The following is a 23,872-nucleotide window of genomic DNA, read 5'->3' as shown; positions in this document are numbered from 1 at the left end:
ATTTCTCGACAAACAGCAACAGGAGAGGTTGACGTATGAGGCGCTTTCTCGTCGTCGGATGCGGCGGTTCCGGTGGAGCCACGCTGGCATACATGATGGACCAGCTTCGCTCCGACCTCGCCTCACACGGCATCGATTCCATTCCGGCCGGGTGGCAGTTCATTCACCTCGACGTTCCGACAGCACCGTCGCCCGGGCCCGACGGCATGGGACACGTCCGTGAACAGGGCGGAACCTACGTCGGCACCGGACCGCAGAGCGACAGCTACTCCGTGCTGGACAATGCGATGAGTCAGCAGTTCATCGGCAAGCAGCGCCTGGACACCATCGCGACGTGGGCTCCACGTGACCCGTCGGCCGTGCACACCCCGCTCAGTACCGGTGCCGGTCAGTTCCGCGCCTTGGGTCGCATGATCACGCTGAGCCGCGCCGGCTCAGTGCGTGAGCGACTCGAAACTGGCTGGGGCAAGCTCAACTTGGTCGATACCGATTCTGAGATGCGCAGCCTCGACATTCCCGGTGCCGGCAAGTACGACCCGGGCGAGCGGCCCGTCGTTCTAGTCGTGTCCTCGATGGCCGGAGGTGCGGGAGCGTCGATGGCATTGGACATCTGTCGATTGCTGACACTGATCACCGGGGTTGATCCGCGCCTGATGGGCGTGTTCATGGTGGCTCCGGACATCTTCGACGGTCTCGATGCGTCTGCCACAACCGGTGTCCGTGCCAACGCGCTGGCCATGCTGGGCGAAATCGTAGCCAGTCAGACAGGTTCGGCGCGTGAGCACGACGTCGCGATTCTGCGTGCTCTCGGGCAGCAGAACGGTGAAGGCGAACTGATTCCCTTCGCCCGCGTGTTTCCGGTCGGCCGTTACGTCGGAGCCGAGCAGACTCTGTTCGGTGACGGCACCCCGAACGCGATCTACCGTGGCCTCGGGCGTGGTCTCTCGGCACTGATGATGAGCCAGTCGGCAACGCAGCAGTTCGTCGAGTGGGACCTGACCAACGGCGGCGGTATCGCCGGAAACCGCGAGTACCTCGGCTGGGGTAACCAGCAGTGGAACACGCTGCCGTGGGGGTCTTTCGGGTTCTCCAGCCTCAGCATGGGCCGCGATCGGTACGCGGAATACTCCTCGCAGCGACTGGCTCGTGCCAGCGCGGACAAACTGCTGCGCGGGCATGTACAGCCCGGCAATCGCGCAAGCGAGGACGAGCAGGCTGCAGCGGTACTCGACAGTCAGTGGCCCAATATCTGTGCTGCACTGGGTCTCCCGGTAGGCCACACCGACGCGAACTCGGTGCCCTACGACATCGGTACCTGGATCACGAACACCGTACTCCCGCGGTCCGAGGTATCTACCCTGGCCACACATGTCATCGACACGACACTGCGGGACTACATTCCGTCAGGCAACGGTTTGAACGCGTCTGCCTGGGTGCCAGAAGTCAACCGCAACCTCAATGCGCGACGCTCGGCGATGCTGTCCAGTGCGCAGAGTGCGGCGTACTCGAAAGCCTTCGGCTGGCATCTCCACTTCGCGGACAAGCTCGAAGATGTGGTGGGGAACGCCATCGCAGATCTCGGACTGCCGTACGCCACGGCGTTGGTCAAGCGGGTCTCGAAGTACATGCAGAATGTGGTCCTGCCTACGGCACAGGATCTTTCGAGGCAGGCCCCACAGGACATCTCCGAACCACCGGAGGATGTCCGCGCGACTCTTGCGTCGCTGAAGGGCACGTTGTCGAATGCGCAGGAAGTCGTGTTCGCGGTCCTCGATGGCGCACGTCGAATCACCGAAAGGCAGATCTACGCGACGCTGTCCACGCACCTGAGTGCGGCGGCTGGAGCTATGGTGGCGGAACTGTTCGACCCGCTGATCGAAGCACTCAACGAATCTCACACCCTGCTGCGGCAGGCCTCGGTAGAACAGCCACGCGATCTCGGATTGGCGCGCCTGCACACAGATCAGTACGCGGCATGGCCCTCGGACCGGGATGAGCGGGTGCCCTCGCGGTTCGCCGAGGCGAACAACGAAGTGATGCTCACCAGCTCGAGTGACTTCAAGATGAGATACGAACTCGACTTGCCGGCAGCAATCGGCAGCGCCAATACTGATCAGCGCGCGTTCAGTGATGCCGTCATGCGCGCTGCTTCCCAAGCCATCACCGGAAAATGGGAAACGAGTGACGGGACGACCGCGCCTGGATACACCGTCAAGCTCGTCGAACGGACGGCCACCTGGCGTTCCCGCGTGTTCCCGACCAACCCGGCCAGCGGTGAATCGATCATCTCGTCGCCCTCGGCTTTCGACGTGCACACTCGCCCTCCCGAATTGCTCGCGCGGGCACGGAAGTTCGTCGCTCGCACCGGCGAATCGTTCGACAAGTTCTGTTCGGTGTCACTGCACGATTACGTCACCGGTGGCGGAGCCGCCGAGTCCGAACTTTCCGGTCGTCGTCGCGATCTCATCGCGAAGTTCGGCCAGGCCATCGCACTTGCACGTCCGCTCGCCAGCGTGAACGAGACAGCCATGCAGGCGATCCACAACGATCAGCAGATGCAGTACCGTTTCAAGTTCTCGGCCATCCCGTTCCAGGGCCAGAGCATCGCCGAGGAGCTCTCGGCGGAGCTCGAACGCAGCGTCCGCATCGACCAGACGACCAAGGACGTTCTGGTCAATGCGCTGACCGACGAGAAGCAGATCAAGCGCATCGATATCTTCGGCTCCTACCCGAACTACTCACCGTTGGCCTACAACTCGGTGATCGGGCCAGCCTCGCGGCAGTGGAACACATCGTCCCCGTCGCAGCGGAAGGCGTTCTGGAACCTGCGTCGCGCGCGCCCACTGGCCGCGTCCTTGCCGATGCACAAGTCGGAGCGTCAGGCGATGGTCGGCGGCTGGTTGCTCGGTCATCTGCTCGGCCGAGTGTCTCTGCCGAAGGCACCGTTCATCGAGCCGGCGCGGATCTTCGACGGCGATTTGGGTCGATGGCTCGAATTCCCGAATCCTTTGTTGACGCCGCCGTCCGAGTTTGCCGCGGACTACGACTGGCTGCCTGCCATTCTCGAATCTGTGCTGCTCGCCATTGCGCAATCACATGAGCCGCCGGTGATGTCGTCCATGCAGTCGTACCGTGCCCTGCGGCGAATCTACGATTCCTCCGCCGAGGACGAGGTCGGCGGAATTCTCGGTCTCGCTGCCTCGGCGCACCTGACCGAATGGCTACGTACCGGCGCTACCGGAACCGGTGTCGCGTCGGCGGTGGCCGATACCGGTGAGAATGCCACCCCCCAGGATCGTGCAGCGAAAGCCAAGGCCTGGCTCGAGGAAGAACGCGGCTTCGCGGGCAAGCACTACATGCCGCCCGGCTCCGGCGGTGGTGTCGGTGAAGCGGGTGCTGTAGGCGGTGGAGTGTTCTCGAACATCACCGTGCGAGCGCAAGCGACAAAAACTCCGATCTACCGCGACGTCGCGCCCGACGTGTTCTGGGCAACCAACAAGCTGATCGCGCTGATCGATGACAGCCTCGCTGCAGCATTGCGGCCCGCTGCGGCTGATGAATTCACGGCAGCACCGCCGGCATCGAGTTGGTCGGCGGGCGCAGACTCGTTCGAGATTCCACAGCGAGGAAACCACTGATGTCCGAACTGACAGTGTTCCTGGCACCCACCGGCGTGGCCGAGGGAGTCAAGGACGTTCTCAAAGATCTCTCCGCAGTCGGCATGGTTCGCCCGTTCCTCTGGGTCGACGGCGCGGACGCTGATCGCGCTCCGACCGCCGCATGCTGGGTGCAGGACGGTCGAGAATTCGACACCACGGTGCAGGAAGTCGTTGCCTCGCAACGCATCTTTGTGCTGCGGCTCTGTGTTTTCGTGCCTTTGACGGGCATCCTTCCGGCGCTGGAGGCCGACACCGAACGGCGGTTGGCGGAGCTGCTGGCATCGACATCGGGCGGCGCGAGCGTGGTTCGGCTACGACTGCTGCTCGGACGACCAGGAGCTGCTCCTCCCTCGAATGCCGTTCTTGCCCTCGACGGTTGGCACAACATCTTGGTGGCACCCGAGGATGCGCGCGGCCCAGGCATGGGCCATATCGCGCTGACTGCCACAGACAACACGCTCGAGATCGGACGCCACGCGGCACCCGTCGTCGCTGCGGTGTCCGGGCTGTGGGCCGACGTGGAACACGCGCCGTTCGACGCCAAGCCCGTCCTCCCCGGAAACCTCGTCAGTCTGGCCCGGTCGTTCTACCGTCGACTCGACACGTCCGAAGTGGAAAACTCACTGCGTCGACAGATCTTCGAGCAAGACGGCGGCCTTCCACTCCCGCGCGAAAGCGGAGCTCCCGTCACATACGTCGATGACGTTCCTTTGGCGACGCAGACGATGGCGCGAAGCCTGTGGGGAAAGCATCGCGCGGTCCTCAAAGGTGATCGGGTTCCGTATGAGGCCGAGCAGACCCAGACGATCGGGTTCTGGGCCGCACTCAAGATGTTCTTCTCGTTCCTGGGAGCCGCGCTGCGTAATGCGCCCGCCGCTTGGTATGCGCGAGTGGTGGACAGCGTCTCCACGTCAGCTGCTGGAGCCGTGCACGCGACCGTGTTCGGAAACAACCCATCGGCCTACGAAGTTGTCGCCAACGGGCGCACCCCTCAAGGGCGGCAGGCAAGTTGGACTCAAGTGGGATCGGCGACCCACCAGTTGAGGGATTCCCTGGAGTCCACCGACGACGAGCGTCACCACAGTGCGCGCACAGATCTCTCCGATCTGTGGCAGGACTACGCGAAGGCTGCGATGACCCTCGCCGACGGCGGTGCGCGATCCGCTGAATTGCCCCCGGTACAGATCGGAGCCAGCAGGGGAGTGTTGCGCAGAGCAGCGGACGTCATCCCCGGACCCGCAGAGCGATTCGATCGAGTGCCCGGGATCGTGGCCGCGACCGTCGAGGTGGACGGAGTAGATGCCACCGATGTGATCGGTGCCAATCAATTGCGCGGCAAGCTCGGTGAACTCGATCAGGACGCAGCTCTCGGACTCGAGGCGAGGCGCACGGGTTCCGCTCTCGACGAGTGGCAGGCGCGCGGAGGCAACAGCTTCGGTGTTGCTGTCGGACGGACCCTGGCGCAAAATTTCGTCGAGCGTCACAACGAGGTCAGAGATCTGATGGCGCGGCTGCGTGCGCATGCCGACGCCGCTCCACCCGCCGAGAGTAAAGGGCACAACAAGCTTGCCCGCTGGATCCAAATCACCTCGGTGATTCTCTTGCTGGTTGTCGTCGCATCAGCGGTCGGCATCGCGCAGTCATGGTTCGACTGGTGGATCGGCGCGTTGATCATCGTTGGTTCGATCGTGCTGTGGATTGTGGTTCTGGTGTTCGTGTTCCTCCGTGGGCAACAGGATCTGTTCCAAGACCTGAACAGACGTAAAGCAGCGGCCGCCAACGCTTCTGCTGACGAAGCGAATCTCCGCACGGCGCTACGCGACCTCGACCGATTGGCCGACGCGTACTCGCAGTACTTGTCGTGGAGCCGCGCGTTGGGTGCATTCTTGGCGGAGCCGCTCGGGCCGAATAGGTTCGAGCGCTCGGCCGAAGGCCGGATTGCCTGGGGGCTGCCCAAGAGCACTGGCATCGGTTACGCGAACCCACACCCCGACCAGCTCGCCAACACGGCCGAGTATCTACGGCAGGACCTGTTCGGCCTCGGCTGGCTGACACCGCCCTGGGAGAGCGCACTGGGTAATGCCGGAGACTTCCTCGGCAGTGATGGGCGTGACGTCAAAGCGGACCCCACCCTGCTCTGGCGAGCCCCTGGAGCCGGTTCGATGTCGTCGTTGGATCGGTGGTCCGGCGGGTTCTTCAGTGGCGAATTCCGGTCCACCGGTTCCGAGCTGATGTGGGAAAAAGCTCGGATGAACTTGATGGGGCCCAAGTCCGAGCTCGTGCAATCCCTCGTCGGACAGATCGAAGTGCTCACCGACGGCACTACGACCTTCGTACCGATGGTCGACTTCATGGCGGGGGTCGGCGACGAAGCAGGACAGGGCCGGATCGATCATTTCGACCGGTCGATGGTCACCGACCTTGCGGCAACTCAAGGCCTGACCGCCGTCAAGGACGACCACCGCCAACGTGGTTGGGCAGGGATCGGGACAGTCAGTGTCGCAACGCAGATCAGTGACGGCTTGTCAGCGGACCAACTGACTCTCGGTTCAGCCGAGGCGCCGACCCAGTCGCAGGACTGGAGCGTGCCCGAAATGCCCGAACGTCACACTTCGACCGATCCCGAACCGGCTGCAGAACCGGAGACCTACGACGCGCCGAACAGAGAGTTCCGATTCTGATATGGCGACAGACAAGCAGGCACGGCGCACCAGCGCACTGACCGACTGGGCCGACGCGGCAAAGGCTGTTGGGTTCGAGGTACCGTCACCGGCCGACATCCTCACCATCGCTGCCCATCCCGATAGCTGGGAGACGGAATTCGTTTCGTCGGCAGCCCGCGATTGGTCGGCAACAATTGCGCACATCAACCATCAGATCAAGTTCGGCATGGCCCCGAACGAGGTGGTGCGCCACCTGCCCGAAGAGCTGCGGAAGCCGCGGAGCGGGCCGGTAAAACCGAAACCTGCGGCGGTTGTCGAGCCTGCTGCCGTGCCCCCCGAGGCTGCTGAGGTTTCGGACGAAAAGTCAAAGCCAATCGACGCTCTGTTTGCCTGGCGCGCGAACCGAATTGCCGACGGTGATGCGGCTGCCGCGTCGATCAAGGACGTTACGTTCCACAATCTGATCAAATACGGCCACACCTCCGCCGCCCAAATTCGCAAACAGTTGCGCGGACCGTCGGTCTCGTTGGCGAACAGCATTGCCGAAGTATTCGCTGGTTTCGATGGAAAGGAGGAAGAGGCAGCGCCGGAGCCAACTATTACTGCGCCCGAATCTGCCAATGAGCGACCCTCCTCGACCCCGGAACGTGCACCGCGACGGACGAGCCACAGGCTGCAACCGGCGTCGGAACCGACACCCATGCCTGAGCCAAATTCCGCGCCCGCGCCCGCGGCGTCCGCGTCCGCAGGTTCGTCGGTGTTGGACGGGCTCGACCACGCAGACTTCTGCGAGTTCAACTTCGAAAGCACGTTTCTACCTACCTCGTTGACGTTTACCAAAGTGGGAGAAAGCCAACGCTTGTCATGGTCGCCACACCCCGATGCCGAGGGATTGGTTGCGTTGTACCGAGTGGTGTCCGGCGAGAACGCCGCACCCTACAAACCCGAAGCGGGTGAACTCCTCGGCGTCACGACGGGGACGACGTGGACCGACGACCGCTTTCCCACCTCAGCCGTGCGCAACTATCAGGTGTGGTGCCACCTCGGCCGCGACAACGCCGACGCGATGGTGCAACAACCGGACAAGCTAGCTCAGGGCGAGGCCGTAAGCCCGGTGTCGGAGTTCGTGCTCAGCGAGGATGAGGGCCGCGTCATCGGCCGTTGGTCAGCATGGTCCGGCACTCGAGCGGTACGTATCTTCCGGATCCCGCTCGACGGCGCGTCACCGGTCAGCAACGACCCGAGATATCAAATCGAATCGCATCAGGACAATCTGACGGGGTTCGTCGACGAGGGCGTCGCGCGCGGGCAGCGCTACCTATACCGAGCGCTGTCCGAAGTCGTCGTGGGTGAAGGAACCCGCCAATCTTCTGCGTCGCAGGGCGAAATCCTCGTGTCGGTGGTGCTCGAACCGGTCGATGACCTGACAGTTGTCCCCGACGACCACCCGGACAAGCCGTCGTTCGATCTCACGTGGAAGACCCCGGAGTCAGGCAACGTATTCGTCTACCGCACACAGACGCCGCCCGATGCCGGTCTTCGCTTTGCGGCGCTTGCCGAATCGGCAATCGAGGTAGAGGGCCTGACGCGGGCGACGCAGCTAGCGCATCCGATCGAAGCCGGGGAAGCCGGTACGTCGCGGATGCGCCGAATCCCCTGGCCGACAGGCTGGGATCGCGCATACCTGACACCGGTGACCATCCTCAATGGTTCTGCGCGAGTGGGCAAGACAACCGTGCAGACGCGGCCGATCCCGCCGGTGACCGACGCGAAGATCGTGGAGCGATGCGCCACGCAGCTCGTCACGTTCGGTTGGCCGAAATCAGCAGCCAGCGTGCTCGCTTACCTCGGGCCGCGAAATCACATGCCTGAGAACCTCCTCGAGTCCAGGGCCGAGCAGGAAATATCCGCAGCACAGTACAAGCGTGACGGTGGGTTGACCTTCCGGACGCTTCCGCCCAATGGTTGTGCGGTGCATTTGATTCCGATTGCTTACTCCCGGGGGGAGCGGGTGACCGGCACTGAGGTGACGCTGGACTACCCTGGCTTGATCCGCCTTCGGTACGCCGTCAACCGGACCTTCACTGCGAACGGTGGCATCCGGTTGGGTGTCGTTCTCGCCGCGGAAAACGAACTGGAGCCACCCGCTCCGCTAATGCTCGTGCACAATTACGAGCGATTGCCACTCAGCGCGCGCGACGGCGAACCGCTGGCACTGCGCGATCAGAACGATCCGTCGGGCCGCGAAATGCGCCAGTTTCTTCCGCCGCGATTAGTGCCCCAGTGGACACCCACAGGGTGGAGTGCGGACATCACAGGTCGCCAGGGCTACGTCCGACTGTTCCTCGACATCGACCCGGTTCGCGCACGGGGCTTCGCCATGTTGGACCCCGTCGTGTCGGAACTGATGCTCGACCCCAACTCGGGTCCTGATCGGTGATGCCGGTAGAGCGTGGACGTTTTGGGCACCTGATCTACACGTCGTTCGACGACGGATCTGGAACCGGTGGTGGGTGGCAGGTCAAAGACGTCTCTGGGGGAATCGACTCGGCGGAGCGCGAGATTCTCACCTCCTGGGTAGCGACACGCTTCGACCTGATGCCGGCACTCGACCGATATCCGACACCCACCGACATTGATAACCGACAGCGCCGACTGATGTACGCGAAGGTGTCGTGCGGTGCTGCTTACTGGCACACGGTGGAAGCGGGAACCGACGGGTCGGGTCGACCAGGAAATGTCTTCGCTCACGTAGTGCTGGATCGTGAAATAGACTCAGCTGAGCCACCTTTCAGGCCTATCGAGCTTTGGATGTCGCCTACATGGTTGATGCCGTACGGGCCGGTGAATACGAGGGTTGCAACCGTGGACTCCGTCGAGTTGCCAGCACTCGGGGGAGTCGTCACGCGAGATCGCGTCATCGATTTCTTGTTGGATGCCAGTGTTTTTCGACTGGGTACGTTTCAAGTTCTGCTCGATGCCGTTGCCTATTCGTGGGACGGTGGCCCGCCAGTTGTTCTGCTGGTGGAAGACTCTGCGTCCGCCGTTTTGTGGATCGGGGCGGTCGAATACTTCATGTCTCCGGGGACCAGTCGGAACTTCAGTTGGAGCACCCACGACCGCGCTGATGCAATCAGCGAGAGCATTCGACGCAAGATCCATCTGACAATCGCACCCAGTTCCGAGAGTGATTCGCTCACCGGGCGAGGCGACATCGTATTACTCGACGACACCGACGATCCCACCCTCGGCGTTCTCGACGAAGACCCCCATCTGACTCGAGCGGGAACGGCCGTCGCGGTCACGCCCTGGTCGATGCTGGCGCAAGCCGTGCTGATCGACCACTCGACAGCGATTCTTGCACTTGGATCACAGGATTCGATCGCCATCGAGGCTGGCGACACGGCCCTGTCACCCATGTGGCCGCTGGCTATGGCCGTCGCGTCGATGCCGGGCATGGACGACGTCAAAAAGGAGGTCGCACGGGTCATCTCCGAACAGCGTCCGGCGGAGCTCGCGCCCGGGTCGCGCCTGGCTATGTTCTCGGATCAGGTCGACGAGGAATCGGCGCCGAAGACCACTGCGGAAGCAGTCGCGGCCTTACGACGAGCCCAATCACGCTCTCTCAGTGTGTCGACACCGTTGAGCTACGTCGTACGCCTCGCAATCGCCGATTCTGATTGGTTGATCGCCCACCGGGCCGGCGAGATCGGAGCCGAATTCACTGGCCCGGCACCCGCGGCTCTGGCGGCGGCTATTGGAACCGTTCTGCATGGCTACATCGATGCAGCGCAGGACAAGTTTACGAAGAAGATCGACCAGGCAGTACGGATCCTCCGTATCGCAGACCTCCTTGTGATGACGAACTGTGACAAGGCGATGGGCGTCGACGTCATAGACCTGCTGTGCAACGCATTCGAGACGGTGGTGGCGGAGTTCTCGGACACCGCGTCGGCTATCAAGATCATCGAGAAGGCGGGTGGTCTCGACGAACGTACGCTGCACCTCGTCGTCAGGCCTATGCTCGCGACATCACCGGTCGCACAGAAACATTCGTTCGGACACCGCTTCGAAGAGTCTGTTCTTCGTTGGGCATTCTCGAAGTATCCAAATATCCCAATCCTACGGGAAATTGCAGACGGAACCGATAAGTCGGAACTTCGGCACGATGTGTCTTTGTTCTCTGAGATTGTGTACGGAACTCTCATCGACGACTGGATTCCGGATCCTCGGCAGTCGAACCTGAAGGAATTTGCCGATCTTGCGCTGTGGGGGATCTTTAACGACGTGAGCGAAACGGGCGCTCAACATCGTCTCGATGAAGTCCGCATGTTGTGTCGTCTGAATACATTGTCTTTCGCCGATCTCGATGTGTTGTTCACGCGCTTCGGCACCGCGGTCCCACCCGAAGCGGCGCATGCCGCGGTGGTAACCGAGAAGGTTTCACCACACCTCGCGTCTGTCCTGGCGCAGCTCACGGCTGCAGGCCATCGAATGGTCACTGACCCCGATGTCTTGACCAGCCAAGACCGCGCGACTGTGTCATGGGCAGCATTGAGGGGTGTCGGAGCGTGGACGGATCTGAGACCTGATGAGCTGAATGAGTTGGTCGATAAGCACTTCGATGTCATAGTGGCCGACCTCGGCGGCGAGAAAACCAGGAAACCCACCGCACCCGTCGAGATGGCCCCGGATGTTCTACGGAATCTCGCCATCCTCTTCTACATTGCGCAGTCCCGTGGCCGCGACGTGTCTGCCGTGCCGGCGGTCGATAGGGACAAGCTTCAGACGGCACTCGGAATTCAGTCCCGTGTTCTGAGCGGGTTGATCGAGGCGGGTGTTGTCGACGTTGCGGGCATCGCCGCGCGATCGTTCTTCGATTATTCGAGGCAGCAGTCGAACCGGGTTGAACCTCGTCGCTCGCACGAAGATGACGTCATCGCGGATCTTGCTCGTCGCCGGCTCTATACGGGGCCCTTGGACTGGGAGTCCTTGCGCGACGCGATGTGGCCGATCATCCGTGAACTTTCAGCAGCCGAGGCGGAGAACATCTTCGCGTCCTATGGGCGGTACGTGGAGGAGTGGGTCGCCCGGTTCGAGCTGCGAACCCGTCCGGATATGTCGTGGCCCGCATTCAGGATTGAGCAACAGTGATACACAATGAAGCCGTGCACGAGCATCGAGAGGACACCATCTGATGGTCACTTACGTACTGGATGGCAAGAGCAAAGCTCACCTGCCGAAGCGACCGTTGATGGTGACGATGTCGGTAGTCGGCGCGCCCGGATCGGCAGCTCTGGACGTCCGCCGCGGGGGAGCGTCCGATCCTTCGGTGATCGCGCACAGCCCAGGCATGCTGATTCTGCCCCGAGTCGAGCACGAGATGTTACTCGTTGCCATTCCGGCACAGGGGAACTCGACCTTTCCCAGTGGTACCACGCTGCACGTGTCGGTTGCGGTCGACAGTTCACATGATTCGGACCCCGATAGGGCCCAGCTGACGCCCCGCGATGTGTCTGGACTGAGTTACCTCGAACTCGCGACGATCGGGCCGGACGGTGACCGCATTGCGGTGGTGACGCGGTTGGAAGAGCCGGAGGTAGAGCTCGGCCCGCTGGCATCATTGGCTCGGGCTGCTGCCAGATCGGTGTTGCGCGTCGATCAGCTCTCGGACAGTCAGCAAACGATGCTCGATGTCCGCGTGGACTCGAGTGCGTCCATGCTGCCTGCTATCGCCGATGGAAGCGTCCGCGCGATCCTCGACATTCTTGCGGGAATCTCGACGGTCATCTCCTACGATCGACAGCCCGCGGTCAGCATCGTCGGAAACCGTTCCACTGCTGCAGCGTTCGAGACCGCTGGCGACCTGGCTGAGACTGTGCAGCAGCAATTGTCGAGTGCTCTACCCGGTGTTGGATTCGGGACTGGAGAGCAGTTCAGGCAGGCTCAGCCGGATTCCATGATCGTGTTGGTAACGGATTCCGCGACCGATTCGATTGTCAGCGAACATGAGTCGGCGAACTCGCACTTCGCCACGATGATCGCATCACCTTCCCGTGCGGCCCTACGTGCACCCACTTTTGCCGGCGCAATAGTCTCCCCAGCGCCGAACGGGACTGACACCTCGGAGCATTTGATCGCTAATCGGCACGAAGTCGACACGATTGTCCGGTCGTTCCTGCAGCAGCTCACTGGACGAATTACAGCCGACGTACGGGGATCCGAGTAATGACCAAGTGTCCGCGCTGCTTCAACTTTTTGAGTCATGAGTGGTTTGCCTGGACGGAAGAGACTCCGACGCGGACCGAGGACGACGAACGCGCTTCGGCGTTTGCAGGCGTGCCCGTCTCGATGGGCCAGACGGTCGAACTGCGCAAGCCCGAACATGCTTCGCCGGATTGGACTCCTCCTGCGCATTACGGCGCGGAGCAGTTGGGTGGGCCTGTCGTAGACCTGTGCCCCATCTGCCACTACAGGCTGCCGGCGTCGTGGCGGTGGGGAAATGCCACTTGCATCACGATGGCAGGGGCACGCGCAACGGGTAAGACGGTTTATATCGCAGTCATGATCAAACAGCTTGAGCGACTTGCAGAGCTGCGCGGGCAGTCCGTCGAACCTGTCAACTCCGAGACCGAGCGTAATTACCGTGAGTTCTACGAGAAGCCGCTGTACGAAGAGCGTGGGATTCTGCAGCCTACGCCGACCGTCAACACGGGGAGTTCTTACCAACGCGATCCGCTGATCTTCAGCTTGGGCACTTGGGGAAATGTTCGTCAGTACCTTGTGATTCGCGACGTGGCGGGCGAGGATCTCGAGAACGCGAACACAGAGGGATACCCCTGGCAATTTTTCGGTCTCGCGGATGCAGTTCTGTTCATGTTCGACCCGCTCCGTGTCGAAGAGATCGCAGATCAGCTGCGCGATCTTGTTCCGATGCAAGGGAACTTCGGCGGCGACCCGAAAGTGGTGTTCCGTACCGTCACCGGTGTAATCGATCGTGGTACGCCACGCGTGGCGATGATTCTCTCCAAGTTCGATGCGCTGCATGAACTTCAGTACGTCAACGGGAGTAACTGGAGTCAGATCATGTCCAATCCCGGTGCAGCGTTCTCCCGGGATCCTGGCATCGGTGCGCCCTACGACGAAGAAGACGGCAGGCTTCTGCACGAGGAAGTCAAAAGCATGCTGCAGAAGCTCGACGCCGGGCCGATCATCAGATCGGTCGTCAACTCGAGCACCGGACAGCCCTACGTGCACAGGTTCTTCGCAGTCTCGGCGTTGGGTGATTCACCGGTGGGCAGTCGATTGCACGAGAACGGAATTTCACCGTTCCGCTGTCTTGACCCCATTCGATGGGTGTTGTCCGAGAACGGCATTCTCTAGAACGAAGACAGAGCAATGTCCGGAAACGATGACCCGTGGTTCCGAGCGGATGTTGCATCACCGCGGCCACCTGGAGGGGCCGACCCATTTAGCTTCGATGCCGGACCGGCACGCTCGGCGGTCCCTTGAGCCCGAGACGGTCGTTTCGCACCCGCCGTGGCTCGATTGATCTCAAGACCGGTGTCCATGCTTGTGGCGTTCGCGTCCCTGTTACTCGCAGCAGTGCTCGCATTGCTCGGGGTGCTGACTATTTTTCGACCTGCAGGTAATTGCAGACCCTGATCGGAACGGAGCCCTCGGGCATCGCAACCGTGTAAACCGACGGCGCTACCTTCGTATTCGTGGTGGTGGCTGTCGCTGCCGGATTCGCTTGCGGCTACTTGCTGTTCGCGCGTGCGGTGTTCAAGGGTGACGAGGCTCAGCAAAATTCCCCAACCGCGCTCACCGAAATTCCCCACTCGTGAGCGGTCTTCACTGTAGTGGTTGGCGGGTCCCGGTGGTGGCTTTGCGGAGCTTCTCCGATCTGGCGCTGTGGCTGCCGACATCGAGGCGATACTGCGACTACGCGTCGACCCGTCTGTAGTCGACTTGTGGAAGTCACCTCGGCAGAACTGCACACTCGAAGCTCTGAATGGGTTGAGCTATCGCATGGTTGGAGACGGCTCGCCTCGTTCACGTGACCATTCCTGCCCGGAAGGCCGCCAGTGCCGCCTCGACTCGATTGCGGACACCGAGTTTCACGAAGATCCCGGAGATGTGGGTCTTGACCGTCGTCTCGCTGAGGTAGAGCTCGGAGGAGATATCTGCATTCGTCGAACCAGTCGCCAGGATGCGCAACACTTCTCGCTCCCGTGGGCTCAGCACGTCCATCGACACCGATGTCGGGGCCACCGGCACCGCCGACGTCGCCACGATTTTCCTGAGCGAATCTTCACTGAACAACGTGTTGCCCGATGCCACCGCTCGAACCGACTGGTGGAACGTCTCGGGTGCCTCGCTCTTGCTCAGGAAGCTGTGTGCCCCCGCCTCGATGGCGCGCACCACCAGATCGTCCACATCCATCGCCGTCATCGCAATGACCTTCGGGGGATGGGCCAGCGCCATCAACTCGCGGGTGGAGTCCAGTCCACCGACCCGGCGCATCTGAAGATCCATCAGCACCACGTGCGGTCGGAACGCCGCCACTGCATCAGGAACCTGGTCGCCGTCCTCCACGTCGGCCACCACCGCAATGTCCGGGGTCTTTGCGAAGATGTCCGACACACCACGCCGAACGAAGGGGTCGTCGTCGACGATCAGAACGGTGATAACGGCTGGCGTTGTCATGGTTCGCTGAGCTTAGAACGCCACTCCGACACTGCCCGTCAGGAGTACCACGGCAACCAGCACGACACCACGAACTCGCCCGGCTGCGCGCCGGCAGTGAACGTGCCGCCCACCCCGTAGACCTGTTCGGCCAGGCCGGTCAACCCCGTGCCCGACCCGTGCGCAAACGCGGGTTGCCCCATCAGCTGATTTCGTACCTCGACGCGCACGCCTGCCTGATAAGACCCGTACACCGCCACCCGTATGGTCGAACCGCCAGCGTGCTTCTCCGCGTTGGTGAGCGATTCCTGCACCACCCGATACGCCACATGACTGCTCGTAGCGCCGATCTCACCGGGCGTCACGTCGAGCATCATCGTCGTGTGCAAGCCCGCGCCTCGCGCAGAGTGCACCAAATCAGAGATGCCCTCGACACTCTGCCGGCCACCGCCCGAGTTGTCGGCCGATCCGCGCAGCACACCGATGATGCGCTTGAGCTCATCGAGCGCATCGTGCGCAGTCTGCCGAATGAGCGACGCCGTCTGAGCTACCTTCTCGGGCCCATCGGCGCTGTTGACCTGCATTCCGCCCGCGAACAACGAGATGCGGCTGAGACTGGCGGCGAGGGTGTCGTGCATGTCGCGGGCGATGCGGGCACGTTCCGCGGTCAGCAGCATCTCCTCGCGAAGCGCGTTGGACTCCACCGTCACCTTGTCTCGCGTGACCACAGCCTCCGTCAGGTCGGATCGCGTGCGGCGCAGTATTGCTCCACCCACGACCAACCCGACGAGCACTGCCGCGACGACCCACGGAATCCACGCCGCGACGTCCCATTCGACTGGCGTCGACCCATCCTCGGTCTTGGTCGAGCCGATGGTCAGGACGGAGTAGTACCGACTGCGATGCGCGTCGTACGTCAACGACACTCCGCACACTACGTACACCGCGACGGCGGCAACCAGCATCGGCTTGGTGCGCGCGAACGCACCGACGGCAAACAGGGCAATCAAGGCTGCCGTCGCATCGGTGGCGAACAACATCGGCCCGGCCAACGCCAGTCCCAGCACCACCCATGGCCGTTCGTGTCGCCAGATCAAGGCGACACCGGCGATCAGGTTGAGCGTGACTCCGAGGCCCAGGTTCCACCCCGGCGTCCCGGACGCACCCGCCAACCCGGCGGTCATCATCGAGCAGAACAGGCTGAAGGCCACCGCCGCCGTCGTCCAGGCTTTGCGGCGCAGGGTGCCTGTCCGATGGGTGCTCACGAGGAGAAGCGTACGGCCGAGCACTGACACCGCGAATCGTCCTATCGGCCCGCATCACTGTCCGAATGCGACCGAAAGGAGGAGGTGCACCGACCGGTCAGCCGAGGCGCGGGCAGGGCCGACTGCGGTGTGGTTGATGCATCGCCCAACGAGAGGAATTTCGACATGACCAACCAGAACCCGAACCCCCAGCAGCAATACGCTCCGCCCGCTCCCGAGCAGAAGAAGAGTTGGTTTGCCCGACACAAGATCCTGACCGTCATATTGGCGATCGTCGTGCTGGGTGTCATCGTCCGGCTCGTCGGTGGCGGTTCATCCGAGACGCCGACAGCTCCCGCGCCGGCCGGATCCTCGGCGTCGGAGGAAGCGGCTCCTGCAGCACCGGCCGAGCCGAGTAGTCCGGGGATCGGAGTCCCGGTGCGCGACGGAAAGTTCGAGTTCGTTGTCACCGCGGTCGCACCACCCGTCGCGACGGTCGGTTCGGAGTACCTGACGCAGACCGCGCAGGGCGAGTACGTCCAGGTGACGATGACCGTGCGCAACATCGGCGACCGAGCGCAGAGCTTGGACGCGTCCTCGCAAAAGTTGCTCGACGCGGACGGCAAGCAGTACTCCGTCGACAGCCTTGCGACTGCCTACCTCGACGAGGGCATCGGCTACGAACAGATCAACCCAGGCAATGCGCTGGACACGACCGTTGTGTTCGACGTTCCCGTCGGGACCGTGCCTGCCGAGATCGAGCTGCACGATTCGGCCTTCTCGGGCGGTACGACGGTCGCGCTGCGTTGATCGACGCGAACAGCACTCTCGTTCTTGCCGAATCTATTTCACTCGTTGCAGTTTCGGCTGCGACCTGAAGGAGGAAACCATGACCAACCCTCAGTTGTCCCTCGTCGCCGCACTGCTCGACCGCTCCGGCTCGATGCATTCCATCGCCGACGACACCTGCGGCGGATTCGACTCGTTCATCACCAGGGAGCGTGAGGCCGACGGTCGGACCGTGGTTAGGCTCGCGCAGTTCGACGACCGGTACGAGCTGGTCTACGACAACTCGCCCATCGAGGACGTTGCACCACTCGTACATGAGCCGCGGGGCAGCACCGCGTTGTACGACGCGATCGGCCGACTCGTCACCGAGGTCGGCTCCGGGCTGGCCGCGATGCCGGAGGACGAACGTCCCGGTTCGGTGACGGTGCTCGTAATGACCGACGGTCACGAGAACGCGAGTCGAGAATGGACGAATTCGGCTGTGCGTGAGCTGATTAAGCGGCAGGAAGCCGAGTACAGCTGGGACTTCGTGTTCCTGGGATCGAACATCGACGCCGTCGAGGTGGGTGCCGATCTGGGCTTTCAGCGGGACAAGTCGATGACATACGTCTCGACGTCAGTCGGCGTGACGGCAGCCTTCGATTCGGTAGCGGATTACCAGCATCGAAAGCGCTCGGCCGGTGTCGATGCGTGTTCGGTATCTGCTTTCACCCCGGAAGATCGCAGACGAGCGCGAGGGGAGTAGGGGAGAAGGACAAAGTCAATCGCAGGCGAGACGCGGTTCGTTGTCCGGATGAGACCACCGACCGCGTCCGTACTGGACTTTGCATCGCCGCTGATCAGCTCAGATAGTCGTTCTGAGCTGATCGACCGCGGCTAGTGTGTCGGGAAGTGACCGTGTGTGCCGAACTGGTGGCCCTGCAGGAACGCCTCATTCTGAGCGTTCGCGCTGTTGATCAGACGCTGTTGTTCCTGCTGGGCGACCAACTTCTTCGCCTCGTTCGACTTGTAGATCTTCATGCCGATCCAGATCGCCGCGACGACGAACAGCACCCATGGATTGGATCCCACGAACCCGATCGCGAGCAGCACCAGGAACGCGGTCAGTATCGGATGGCGACGCGGCCATGAACGTTGCGGCACTACGTAACCGACATGCGTGGTCTGATGGATGTTGATCGTGCCGTAGTTCGGGCTGTCGTGGAACTCGTTGTTCATCTTTTGTCTTTTCTCGAGTGCTGCGGGATCCGTTGCCCGGCACTGAGCCAGACAGTTACGACCATGTGGTCGGTTTCCGGGGTCGACGTGTTACACGCCAAACTCGAGTGTGCGAGGATTCGCTGATCTCAAACGAAGGAAGACTCTCAATGGCAACCAGCCCGTGGCACATTTTGATCGTTCTGGTTCTCCTAGCGATTCCATTGGTGGTCATAGGAGCAATTGTTTACGCCGTGGTTGCGTCGAACCGTCGACGTTCTACACCCGGGGTGCAGATGTACCAGGCACCTCGACCAGGCTGGTATCCCGATCCGGGAAGCCCGGGCCAGAGCAGGTGGTTCGACGGAGTGCGGTGGACGGATGCAACAGCACCAACGGGTCCGGTGCCACCCTCAGCGCAGTGAGCCCAGTCCATCCAGCGGACACACTCTGGAATGGAGTAGGTCTTCGACTTCGGCGGTACCCGGTAGTCGGGCGCACGGGTGCTACCTCGATGGCGGGGATTCACCTACGAGAATCGACACCCGCACCAGCAGATCTCCCGCTTGCCCGCTCTCGAGGGAACTGGAGCAGTGTTGGCGACATTGATCGATTCGGACTAGTTGGATGCGGGTGGTTGCATATACCGCCCGCGGACTGAATTTTGGGGCTGAGCAAGTCCTAGCGGACTAGAGCGCGAATCGGTGTCGGGGACCTACCCAGCAAGGTTGCCGTGACAGCGCTACTGGCCAGGAAGTCGCGGTCGTTGTAGTACTCGAACATAGCCGAGAGACGCTGTTGTGCATCGGGATTTAATTCGGTGCCGTGAACTCTAATCCACTCGTCGACACCGATGGACTCCACCGACACCGCCCGGCCCGTCAGCGCCTCGACCAGACGCACCACGTCTCTGACACTCAACATCTCCGGTCCACCCAGCTCGTAGGTTGCCCCGTGGTGGCGCTCCGCACCCTCGACCAGAATCCGGGCAGCCACCTCGGCCACATCGTCGAGGCTGACGAAGGAAAACTTGGTATCGAGGCTATAGGGCACAACGAGACTCGGAGAACCGGTCAGAACTGCCTCGAAGTTCTGCGCATAGGCACACGGCTGCAGGATGGTCCAGTGCAAGCCCCGCTCCGAACCGAAGGCACGCAGCTCCTCCTCGCAGCGGGCCTTGTCCATGTGATGCGGCATTCTCGGGCTGTAGGGCCAGGCCACCGAGTGGTAGACGAGGTGGTCAACTCCTGCCGACGCCGCCGCGTCCAGCGTCCGCGAAAGTAGAGCCGGCTCATCCGGATGCACATTGGGCGCAATGAAATACACCCCGCGGCACCCGGTGAACGCCTCGACAAGGCCTGCACCGGTCTCCAGGTCCACCGGATAGTCCGGTGCGGAACGACTCAGCCGCCGTACCACCGCCACACCGTCGAGTGCAGCGGCGACGGCTCGTCCGGTCTTGCCCGTGGCACCGACGATCGCGATGTCGGTGCCACGGGACACATCAAGCTCCATCAGTGAATCTCAGCGATCGATGAAGTCGTACTCGGCGAACTTCGCGCCACCGGACAGGCGTTCGTAGCCGGGCCCACGGTCGAAGAACGGCTCGTCGAGTCCGCGCGCATTGCGCATCTCGGCGCGCAGCTTCTCCGATGCCTCGACGTCGGCGGTCGCCGCGGATTCTGCAATGACGACGCCGTAGTCCTTGGCCGCGAACTCACGAGAGACTTTGCCCCACAGCACGTCCTGCTCGACGGACTCGATGGGGCGCTCGAGGGGATCACCCCAGCCGCCACCACCGGTGGTACGGATGCGGATGGTATCGCCGGCCAGAATCGGCTCGGCATCGGTCAGCGCGTCGAACTCACGCTCGTTCGGCTGACCCGGATTCAGCGTCACCGAGAACGATCCGCCGGCCTTACCGCCCTTGACTCCCCAGCACGCGAGAATCGAACGGTCGGCAATGGACATGAAATGCGCATCCTTGAGCATCCGGATGTGCTTCTCGTACCCGAGGCCGCCGCGGTAGCGTCCGGCACCGCCGGAATCCTTCGCCAAGCCGAGCTTTTCGACGATGAACGGGAAACGGCTCTCGGTGAACTCGGTGGGCAGGTTCCGGGAATCAGGTACAACGTGGATGGTGTCCTCACCGTCCGCGTAATGCCGTCCACCCGACCCGCCGCCGAGTACCTCACGCATGAGGTAGGAGTTGCCGTCGAAGTCATCGCCGTACACACCGGTGTAGCGGATGGTCTCCTGATCGGCAGGCATGTTGCCGTCCACGGCCTTTGCGACGACGCCGGCGAGCACACCGAGCAGACGCAGGATGACGAACGTCCGCGCGTTGGTCGGAGCCGGGAAGATAGGGGTGATGAGCGTGCCCTTCTCGGGGAACTTCATCTCGATCAGCGGAATGACACCCTCGTTGACGTCGAGCTCGGCCATGCGCTCGGGGGAGTCCGCGAGGTTGCGCAGCACCGGCGCAAGCCACTTCGCGAGGAAGTTGCCGTCGGCGTAATCACCGCAATGGTTGATCGGACCCTTGGCCTGCGGTCCGGTTCCGGTGAAGTCCAGGATCAGACGCTCGCCGCCCTCGTCCTCGGGACCGGTCTTGGTCAACGTGATGCGCTGAACGTGCAACATGGGCTCGTCGACGCCGTCGTGCTCGGCGTAGTCCTCCCAGGTGTATTCACCCTTCGGGATCTTGCTCAGAATCTCACGACGGTAGATCTCGGTGGTCGCATCCATCATCGAGTCGAAGCACGCCTCGACGGTATCGACGCCGTACCGCTCGTACAGCTCCGTCATCCGCCGGGCACCCATCAGACACGCCGAGCATTCGGCATCGAGGTCGGCGGCCAACGCGTCGGGCATCCGTGAATTGCGCGTCATGATGGTCAACGCGGCCTGGTTGGGTACACCCTGATCCCACAGCTTGATGGGCGGAACCATCAGGCCCTCTTCGTACACGGTGGTGGCACCCGACGGCATGGAGCCGGGGCAGCAGCCACCGATGTCGTCGTGATGACCGAATGCCTGAACGAAGGAAACGACTGTCGGCTCGGTCTCGCCGGGCTTGGTCGCGAACACCGGCACGGTGACACAGAGGTCGGGCAGGTGGCCGATGCCGCCTTCGGAGAGGTAGACGTCGTTGTGGAAGTAGACGTCACCCGGCTTCATGGTCTCGAGCGGGAAATCGCGGGCGACCGGATGGACCAGCGCGGAGTAGGAGCGGCCGGTGAGCTTGCGCAGATTGCGGTCGTGGATGCCGGCGCGGAAATCGTGGGCGTCGCGGATCATCGGTGACCGCGACGTCCGCGAAATAGCCGTCTCCACTTCCATTTCGACACTCGCGAGGTAACCGGCCACGATCTCGACGAGAACGGGATCGGGCGCAGGTGCGTCGACCGGAGACAGTCGGTAGGGCTTGTTGTTCACCTTGTCGATGACGGTCATCAGTTCGCTCCGTTCGAGTCGAGAGTGCGGGTGATGCGGACGTTGCCGAACGTGTCGATGCGAGCCGAGAAGCCCGGATCGATCGGCACGGTGGAGCTGAATTCTTCGATGACGGCCGGACCGGTGATCGTGTCACCGGCACCGAGATCCGCACGGCTGTAGATGGCGGTCTCGTGCCAGCCGTCGAAGTAGGCCTGACGCGTTCCGGTGCGCGCACTTTCGGCTCCGGTGCCGGCGGCGATCTCGGACAGCACGGGACGCTTGATGGGGCCGATACCGCTGACCCGCAGGTTCACCCACTCGACGAACTGGCTCTGATCGCCGCGGAAGTCGTACCCGTAGAGCTCGCGATGCGCTTCGTGGAACGCCTCGGCGGCCTGATCGATCGTGACCTGGGTGATCTCACCGTCGGCGATCGGTACGCGCACCTCGAACGCCTGCCCGAAGTAGCGCAGATCGGCCGAGCGTGCGTAGCGACGATCCTCGGCTGCGAACCCTTCACCGGCGAGTGCTTCGTCGGCGCGCGCAGCGAGCACGGCCAGCTCCGACTCCAGGTCCTCGGCACGAAGCCGGTCGTGGCGGTTGACGTGCGTCTGCACGTAGTCGTTGCGGACATCGACGGTCAGCAGTCCGAACGCCGATACATTGCCCGGGTTGAGCGGCACCAGAACGTCTTTCAACCCCAGGATGTCCACCAGGCGGCAGGCGAGCAGTGAACCGGAGCCACCGAAGGTGACGAGGGTGAAGTCGCGGACGTCGAGTCCGCGCTTGACCGAGATCTGACGCAACGCATTGGCCTGGTTCCAGGCGGACACTTCGAGAATGCCGGTGCCGCAGGCCTCGACCTCGAGCGAGAGCTGATGTGCGAGGTCTTCGATGCCCTTGCGCGCCAGGTCGGTATCGAGGGGAATTTCGCCGCCGAGCAGGTGTGGAGGGATCCGTCCGAGGAGAACGTGGGCGTCGGTAATGGTCGGAGCGGAGCCGCCGTTGCCGTAACACATGGGGCCGGGATCGGCTCCGGCCGAATGCGGTCCGACGCGCAGCGTTCCCTCAGGGGTCATCCACGCGATCGATCCACCGCCTGCGCCGACGGTGGCGACGTCGATCATCGGAATCTTCGACGGGTAGTTGCCCACGCGTCCCTCGGTGGTCAAGGCAGGCTCGCCGCGGACCACGACGGTCACGTCGGTGGAGGTGCCGCCGCCGTCGCACGTCAACACCTGCTCGACGCCCGCAGCGCTGGCCACCAGAGCTGCCCCGAGAGCGCCGGCAGCGGGACCGGAGAGCACGGTGGTGATGGGCTGGTGCACAACCTCTTTGGCGGACAGGACGCCGCCGTTGGACTTCATCACGTAGAACGGCACGTCGCGTGCTTCACCGGATTCGGTGGCGAACTCGCGCAGCCGGTTCGCGATGTTGTTTACATAAGAGCGGATGTTCGGCTTGACGGCCGCGTCGACCAACGTGGTGATGGCGCGCTCGAATTCGCGGTATTCACGCAGCACCTCGGTGGAGATGGAGACCGTCGCCTCGGGGTATTCCTCGAGCAGGATGTCGCGGACGCGCTGCTCGTGGTCCGGGTTGGCGTAGGAGTGCACCAGGCAGACGCCGAGCGTCTTGACGCCCTCGGCCTTGAAGAACGCGGCCGCGGCGCGCACATCGTCGTCGTTGAGGGGGCGAATCTCGTTGCCGTCGAACGAGAGCCGGCCGCGGATGGTGCGGACGCGGTGTGCGGGCACGATGCGATCAGGCTTGACCCAGAAGTACGAGTTGCCGTAGCCGTCGGGTACCGACTGGCGGGCGATTTCGAGTACGTGCTCGTAGCCCTCGGTGGTGATGAAGCCGAGGTTCTCGACCTTGCCCTCGAGCAGCTTGTTGGTGGCGACGGTGGTGCCGTGGCTGACGGCGCTGAGCGAATCACCCGAGACACCCAGCTGGCGAAGCACTTTGTCGATGCCCGTCAGAAATCCCTCGGCCGGATCGCTGGGCGTGGAGGGGGTCTTGGTGGTGACCATGGCACCGGACTCCTCGTCCACTGCCACGACGTCGGTGAATGTGCCACCGGTGTCGATGCCGACCCGAATCTTTCGTGGTTCCACGCTTCCTCCTCAGTAAGTTTTCGTAGGCCACGCGTCCGAAGCTCGGATCTGCGGGTGCCTGACGTGTACTCACATTC

General features: G+C 62.7%; 15 protein-coding genes. 9 read left to right on the top strand and 6 right to left on the bottom strand.

Going from position 1 to position 23,872, the window contains the following annotated elements; translation table 11 throughout:
• Positions 1-35: 35 nt before the first annotated feature.
• Genes CH283_RS27280 through CH283_RS27255 form a run of 6 tightly spaced genes read left to right on the top strand, consistent with a single transcriptional unit; the run spans position 36 to position 13,705 of the window.
• Positions 36-3,638: a tubulin-like doman-containing protein gene (locus CH283_RS27280; RefSeq protein WP_094639924.1), complete on the top strand. Its 3,603-nt coding sequence runs from the start codon at positions 36-38 to the stop codon at positions 3,636-3,638.
• Entirely contained in the window at positions 3,638-6,340 is a 2,703-nt protein-coding gene (locus CH283_RS27275; protein WP_094639925.1) for a hypothetical protein, read from the top strand. Before CH283_RS27280 ends, CH283_RS27275 begins: the two co-directional genes overlap by 1 nt.
• 1 nt (position 6,341) lies before the next feature.
• Positions 6,342-8,762: a hypothetical protein gene (locus tag CH283_RS27270; protein ID WP_094639926.1), complete on the top strand. Its 2,421-nt coding sequence runs from the start codon at positions 6,342-6,344 to the stop codon at positions 8,760-8,762.
• A complete protein-coding gene (locus CH283_RS27265; RefSeq protein ID WP_094639927.1) occupies positions 8,762-11,476 on the top strand; it encodes a GAP1-N2 domain-containing protein in 2,715 nt (904 codons plus the stop codon). Before CH283_RS27270 ends, CH283_RS27265 begins: the two co-directional genes overlap by 1 nt.
• 43 nt (positions 11,477-11,519) lie before the next feature.
• The gene (locus CH283_RS27260) at positions 11,520-12,551 is read left to right on the top strand and encodes a hypothetical protein (protein WP_094639928.1); all 1,032 of its coding nucleotides are present in this window, start codon (positions 11,520-11,522) and stop codon (positions 12,549-12,551) included.
• The gene (locus CH283_RS27255) at positions 12,551-13,705 is read left to right on the top strand and encodes a hypothetical protein (RefSeq protein WP_094639929.1); all 1,155 of its coding nucleotides are present in this window, start codon (positions 12,551-12,553) and stop codon (positions 13,703-13,705) included. The genes CH283_RS27260 and CH283_RS27255 overlap by 1 nt, the downstream gene beginning before the upstream one ends.
• Before the next feature lie 672 nt (positions 13,706-14,377).
• Here the strand turns inward: CH283_RS27255 and CH283_RS27250 are convergent.
• Together CH283_RS27250 and CH283_RS27245 are read right to left on the bottom strand one after the other, a co-directional pair.
• Positions 14,378-15,031, bottom strand: a complete 654-nt coding sequence (locus CH283_RS27250; RefSeq protein WP_094639930.1) for a response regulator — start codon at positions 15,029-15,031, stop codon at positions 14,378-14,380.
• Between the two features lie 38 nt (positions 15,032-15,069).
• Positions 15,070-16,275: a sensor histidine kinase gene (locus CH283_RS27245; RefSeq protein ID WP_306437452.1), complete on the bottom strand. Its 1,206-nt coding sequence runs from the start codon at positions 16,273-16,275 to the stop codon at positions 15,070-15,072.
• Positions 16,276-16,440: 165 nt separating this feature from the next.
• On the opposite strand from CH283_RS27245, the gene CH283_RS27240 reads away from it, so the two are divergent.
• Together CH283_RS27240 and CH283_RS27235 are read left to right on the top strand one after the other, a co-directional pair.
• Positions 16,441-17,064 (top strand): DUF4352 domain-containing protein, encoded by a 624-nt coding sequence (locus CH283_RS27240; protein ID WP_094639932.1) that lies wholly within the window; start codon positions 16,441-16,443, stop codon positions 17,062-17,064.
• A 79-nt stretch (positions 17,065-17,143) separates the two neighbouring features.
• Positions 17,144-17,788 (top strand): hypothetical protein, encoded by a 645-nt coding sequence (locus CH283_RS27235; protein ID WP_094639933.1) that lies wholly within the window; start codon positions 17,144-17,146, stop codon positions 17,786-17,788.
• Between the two features lie 131 nt (positions 17,789-17,919).
• On the opposite strand, the gene CH283_RS27230 is transcribed toward CH283_RS27235, so the two are convergent.
• Positions 17,920-18,261: a hypothetical protein gene (locus CH283_RS27230; protein WP_094639934.1), complete on the bottom strand. Its 342-nt coding sequence runs from the start codon at positions 18,259-18,261 to the stop codon at positions 17,920-17,922.
• A gap of 149 nt (positions 18,262-18,410) precedes the next feature.
• Between CH283_RS27230 and CH283_RS29105 the strand changes: the two genes are divergently transcribed.
• The gene (locus tag CH283_RS29105; protein WP_094639935.1) at positions 18,411-18,665 is read left to right on the top strand and encodes a DUF2510 domain-containing protein; all 255 of its coding nucleotides are present in this window, start codon (positions 18,411-18,413) and stop codon (positions 18,663-18,665) included.
• Positions 18,666-18,921: 256 nt separating this feature from the next.
• Here CH283_RS29105 and CH283_RS27220 read toward each other — a convergent pair whose 3' ends face one another.
• Genes CH283_RS27220 through CH283_RS27210 form a run of 3 tightly spaced genes read right to left on the bottom strand, consistent with a single transcriptional unit; the run spans position 18,922 to position 23,795 of the window.
• Positions 18,922-19,755, bottom strand: coding sequence for an NmrA family NAD(P)-binding protein (locus CH283_RS27220; protein ID WP_094639936.1), 834 nt, complete (start codon positions 19,753-19,755; stop codon positions 18,922-18,924).
• Between the two features lie 9 nt (positions 19,756-19,764).
• Entirely contained in the window at positions 19,765-21,696 is a 1,932-nt protein-coding gene (locus tag CH283_RS27215; RefSeq protein ID WP_094639937.1) for a hydantoinase B/oxoprolinase family protein, read from the bottom strand.
• Positions 21,696-23,795: a hydantoinase/oxoprolinase family protein gene (locus tag CH283_RS27210; protein ID WP_094639938.1), complete on the bottom strand. Its 2,100-nt coding sequence runs from the start codon at positions 23,793-23,795 to the stop codon at positions 21,696-21,698. Before CH283_RS27210 ends, CH283_RS27215 begins: the two co-directional genes overlap by 1 nt.
• Positions 23,796-23,872 lie beyond the last annotated feature (77 nt).

The organism is Rhodococcus sp. 05-2254-2 (assembly GCF_002259095.1).
GTDB lineage: Bacteria > Actinomycetota > Actinomycetes > Mycobacteriales > Mycobacteriaceae > Rhodococcoides.
This window is presented reverse-complemented; position numbering and strand designations above follow the sequence as displayed.

What these genes read in the sequence shown, in the direction of transcription:
- CH283_RS27280 (WP_094639924.1), top strand. Translation starts at nt 36, where the DNA reads ATGAGGCGCTTTCTCGTCGTCGGATGCGGCGGTTCCGGTGGAGCCACG.
- CH283_RS27275 (WP_094639925.1), top strand. Translation starts at nt 3,638, where the DNA reads ATGTCCGAACTGACAGTGTTCCTGGCACCCACCGGCGTGGCCGAGGGA.
- CH283_RS27270 (WP_094639926.1), top strand. Translation starts at nt 6,342, where the DNA reads ATGGCGACAGACAAGCAGGCACGGCGCACCAGCGCACTGACCGACTGG.
- CH283_RS27265 (WP_094639927.1), top strand. Translation starts at nt 8,762, where the DNA reads ATGCCGGTAGAGCGTGGACGTTTTGGGCACCTGATCTACACGTCGTTC.
- CH283_RS27260 (WP_094639928.1), top strand. Translation starts at nt 11,520, where the DNA reads ATGGTCACTTACGTACTGGATGGCAAGAGCAAAGCTCACCTGCCGAAG.
- CH283_RS27255 (WP_094639929.1), top strand. Translation starts at nt 12,551, where the DNA reads ATGACCAAGTGTCCGCGCTGCTTCAACTTTTTGAGTCATGAGTGGTTT.
- CH283_RS27250 (WP_094639930.1), bottom strand. Translation starts at nt 15,031, where the DNA reads ATGACAACGCCAGCCGTTATCACCGTTCTGATCGTCGACGACGACCCC.
- CH283_RS27240 (WP_094639932.1), top strand. Translation starts at nt 16,441, where the DNA reads ATGACCAACCAGAACCCGAACCCCCAGCAGCAATACGCTCCGCCCGCT.
- CH283_RS27235 (WP_094639933.1), top strand. Translation starts at nt 17,144, where the DNA reads ATGACCAACCCTCAGTTGTCCCTCGTCGCCGCACTGCTCGACCGCTCC.
- CH283_RS27230 (WP_094639934.1), bottom strand. Translation starts at nt 18,261, where the DNA reads ATGAACAACGAGTTCCACGACAGCCCGAACTACGGCACGATCAACATC.
- CH283_RS29105 (WP_094639935.1), top strand. Translation starts at nt 18,411, where the DNA reads ATGGCAACCAGCCCGTGGCACATTTTGATCGTTCTGGTTCTCCTAGCG.
- CH283_RS27220 (WP_094639936.1), bottom strand. Translation starts at nt 19,755, where the DNA reads ATGGAGCTTGATGTGTCCCGTGGCACCGACATCGCGATCGTCGGTGCC.
- CH283_RS27215 (WP_094639937.1), bottom strand. Translation starts at nt 21,696, where the DNA reads ATGACCGTCATCGACAAGGTGAACAACAAGCCCTACCGACTGTCTCCG.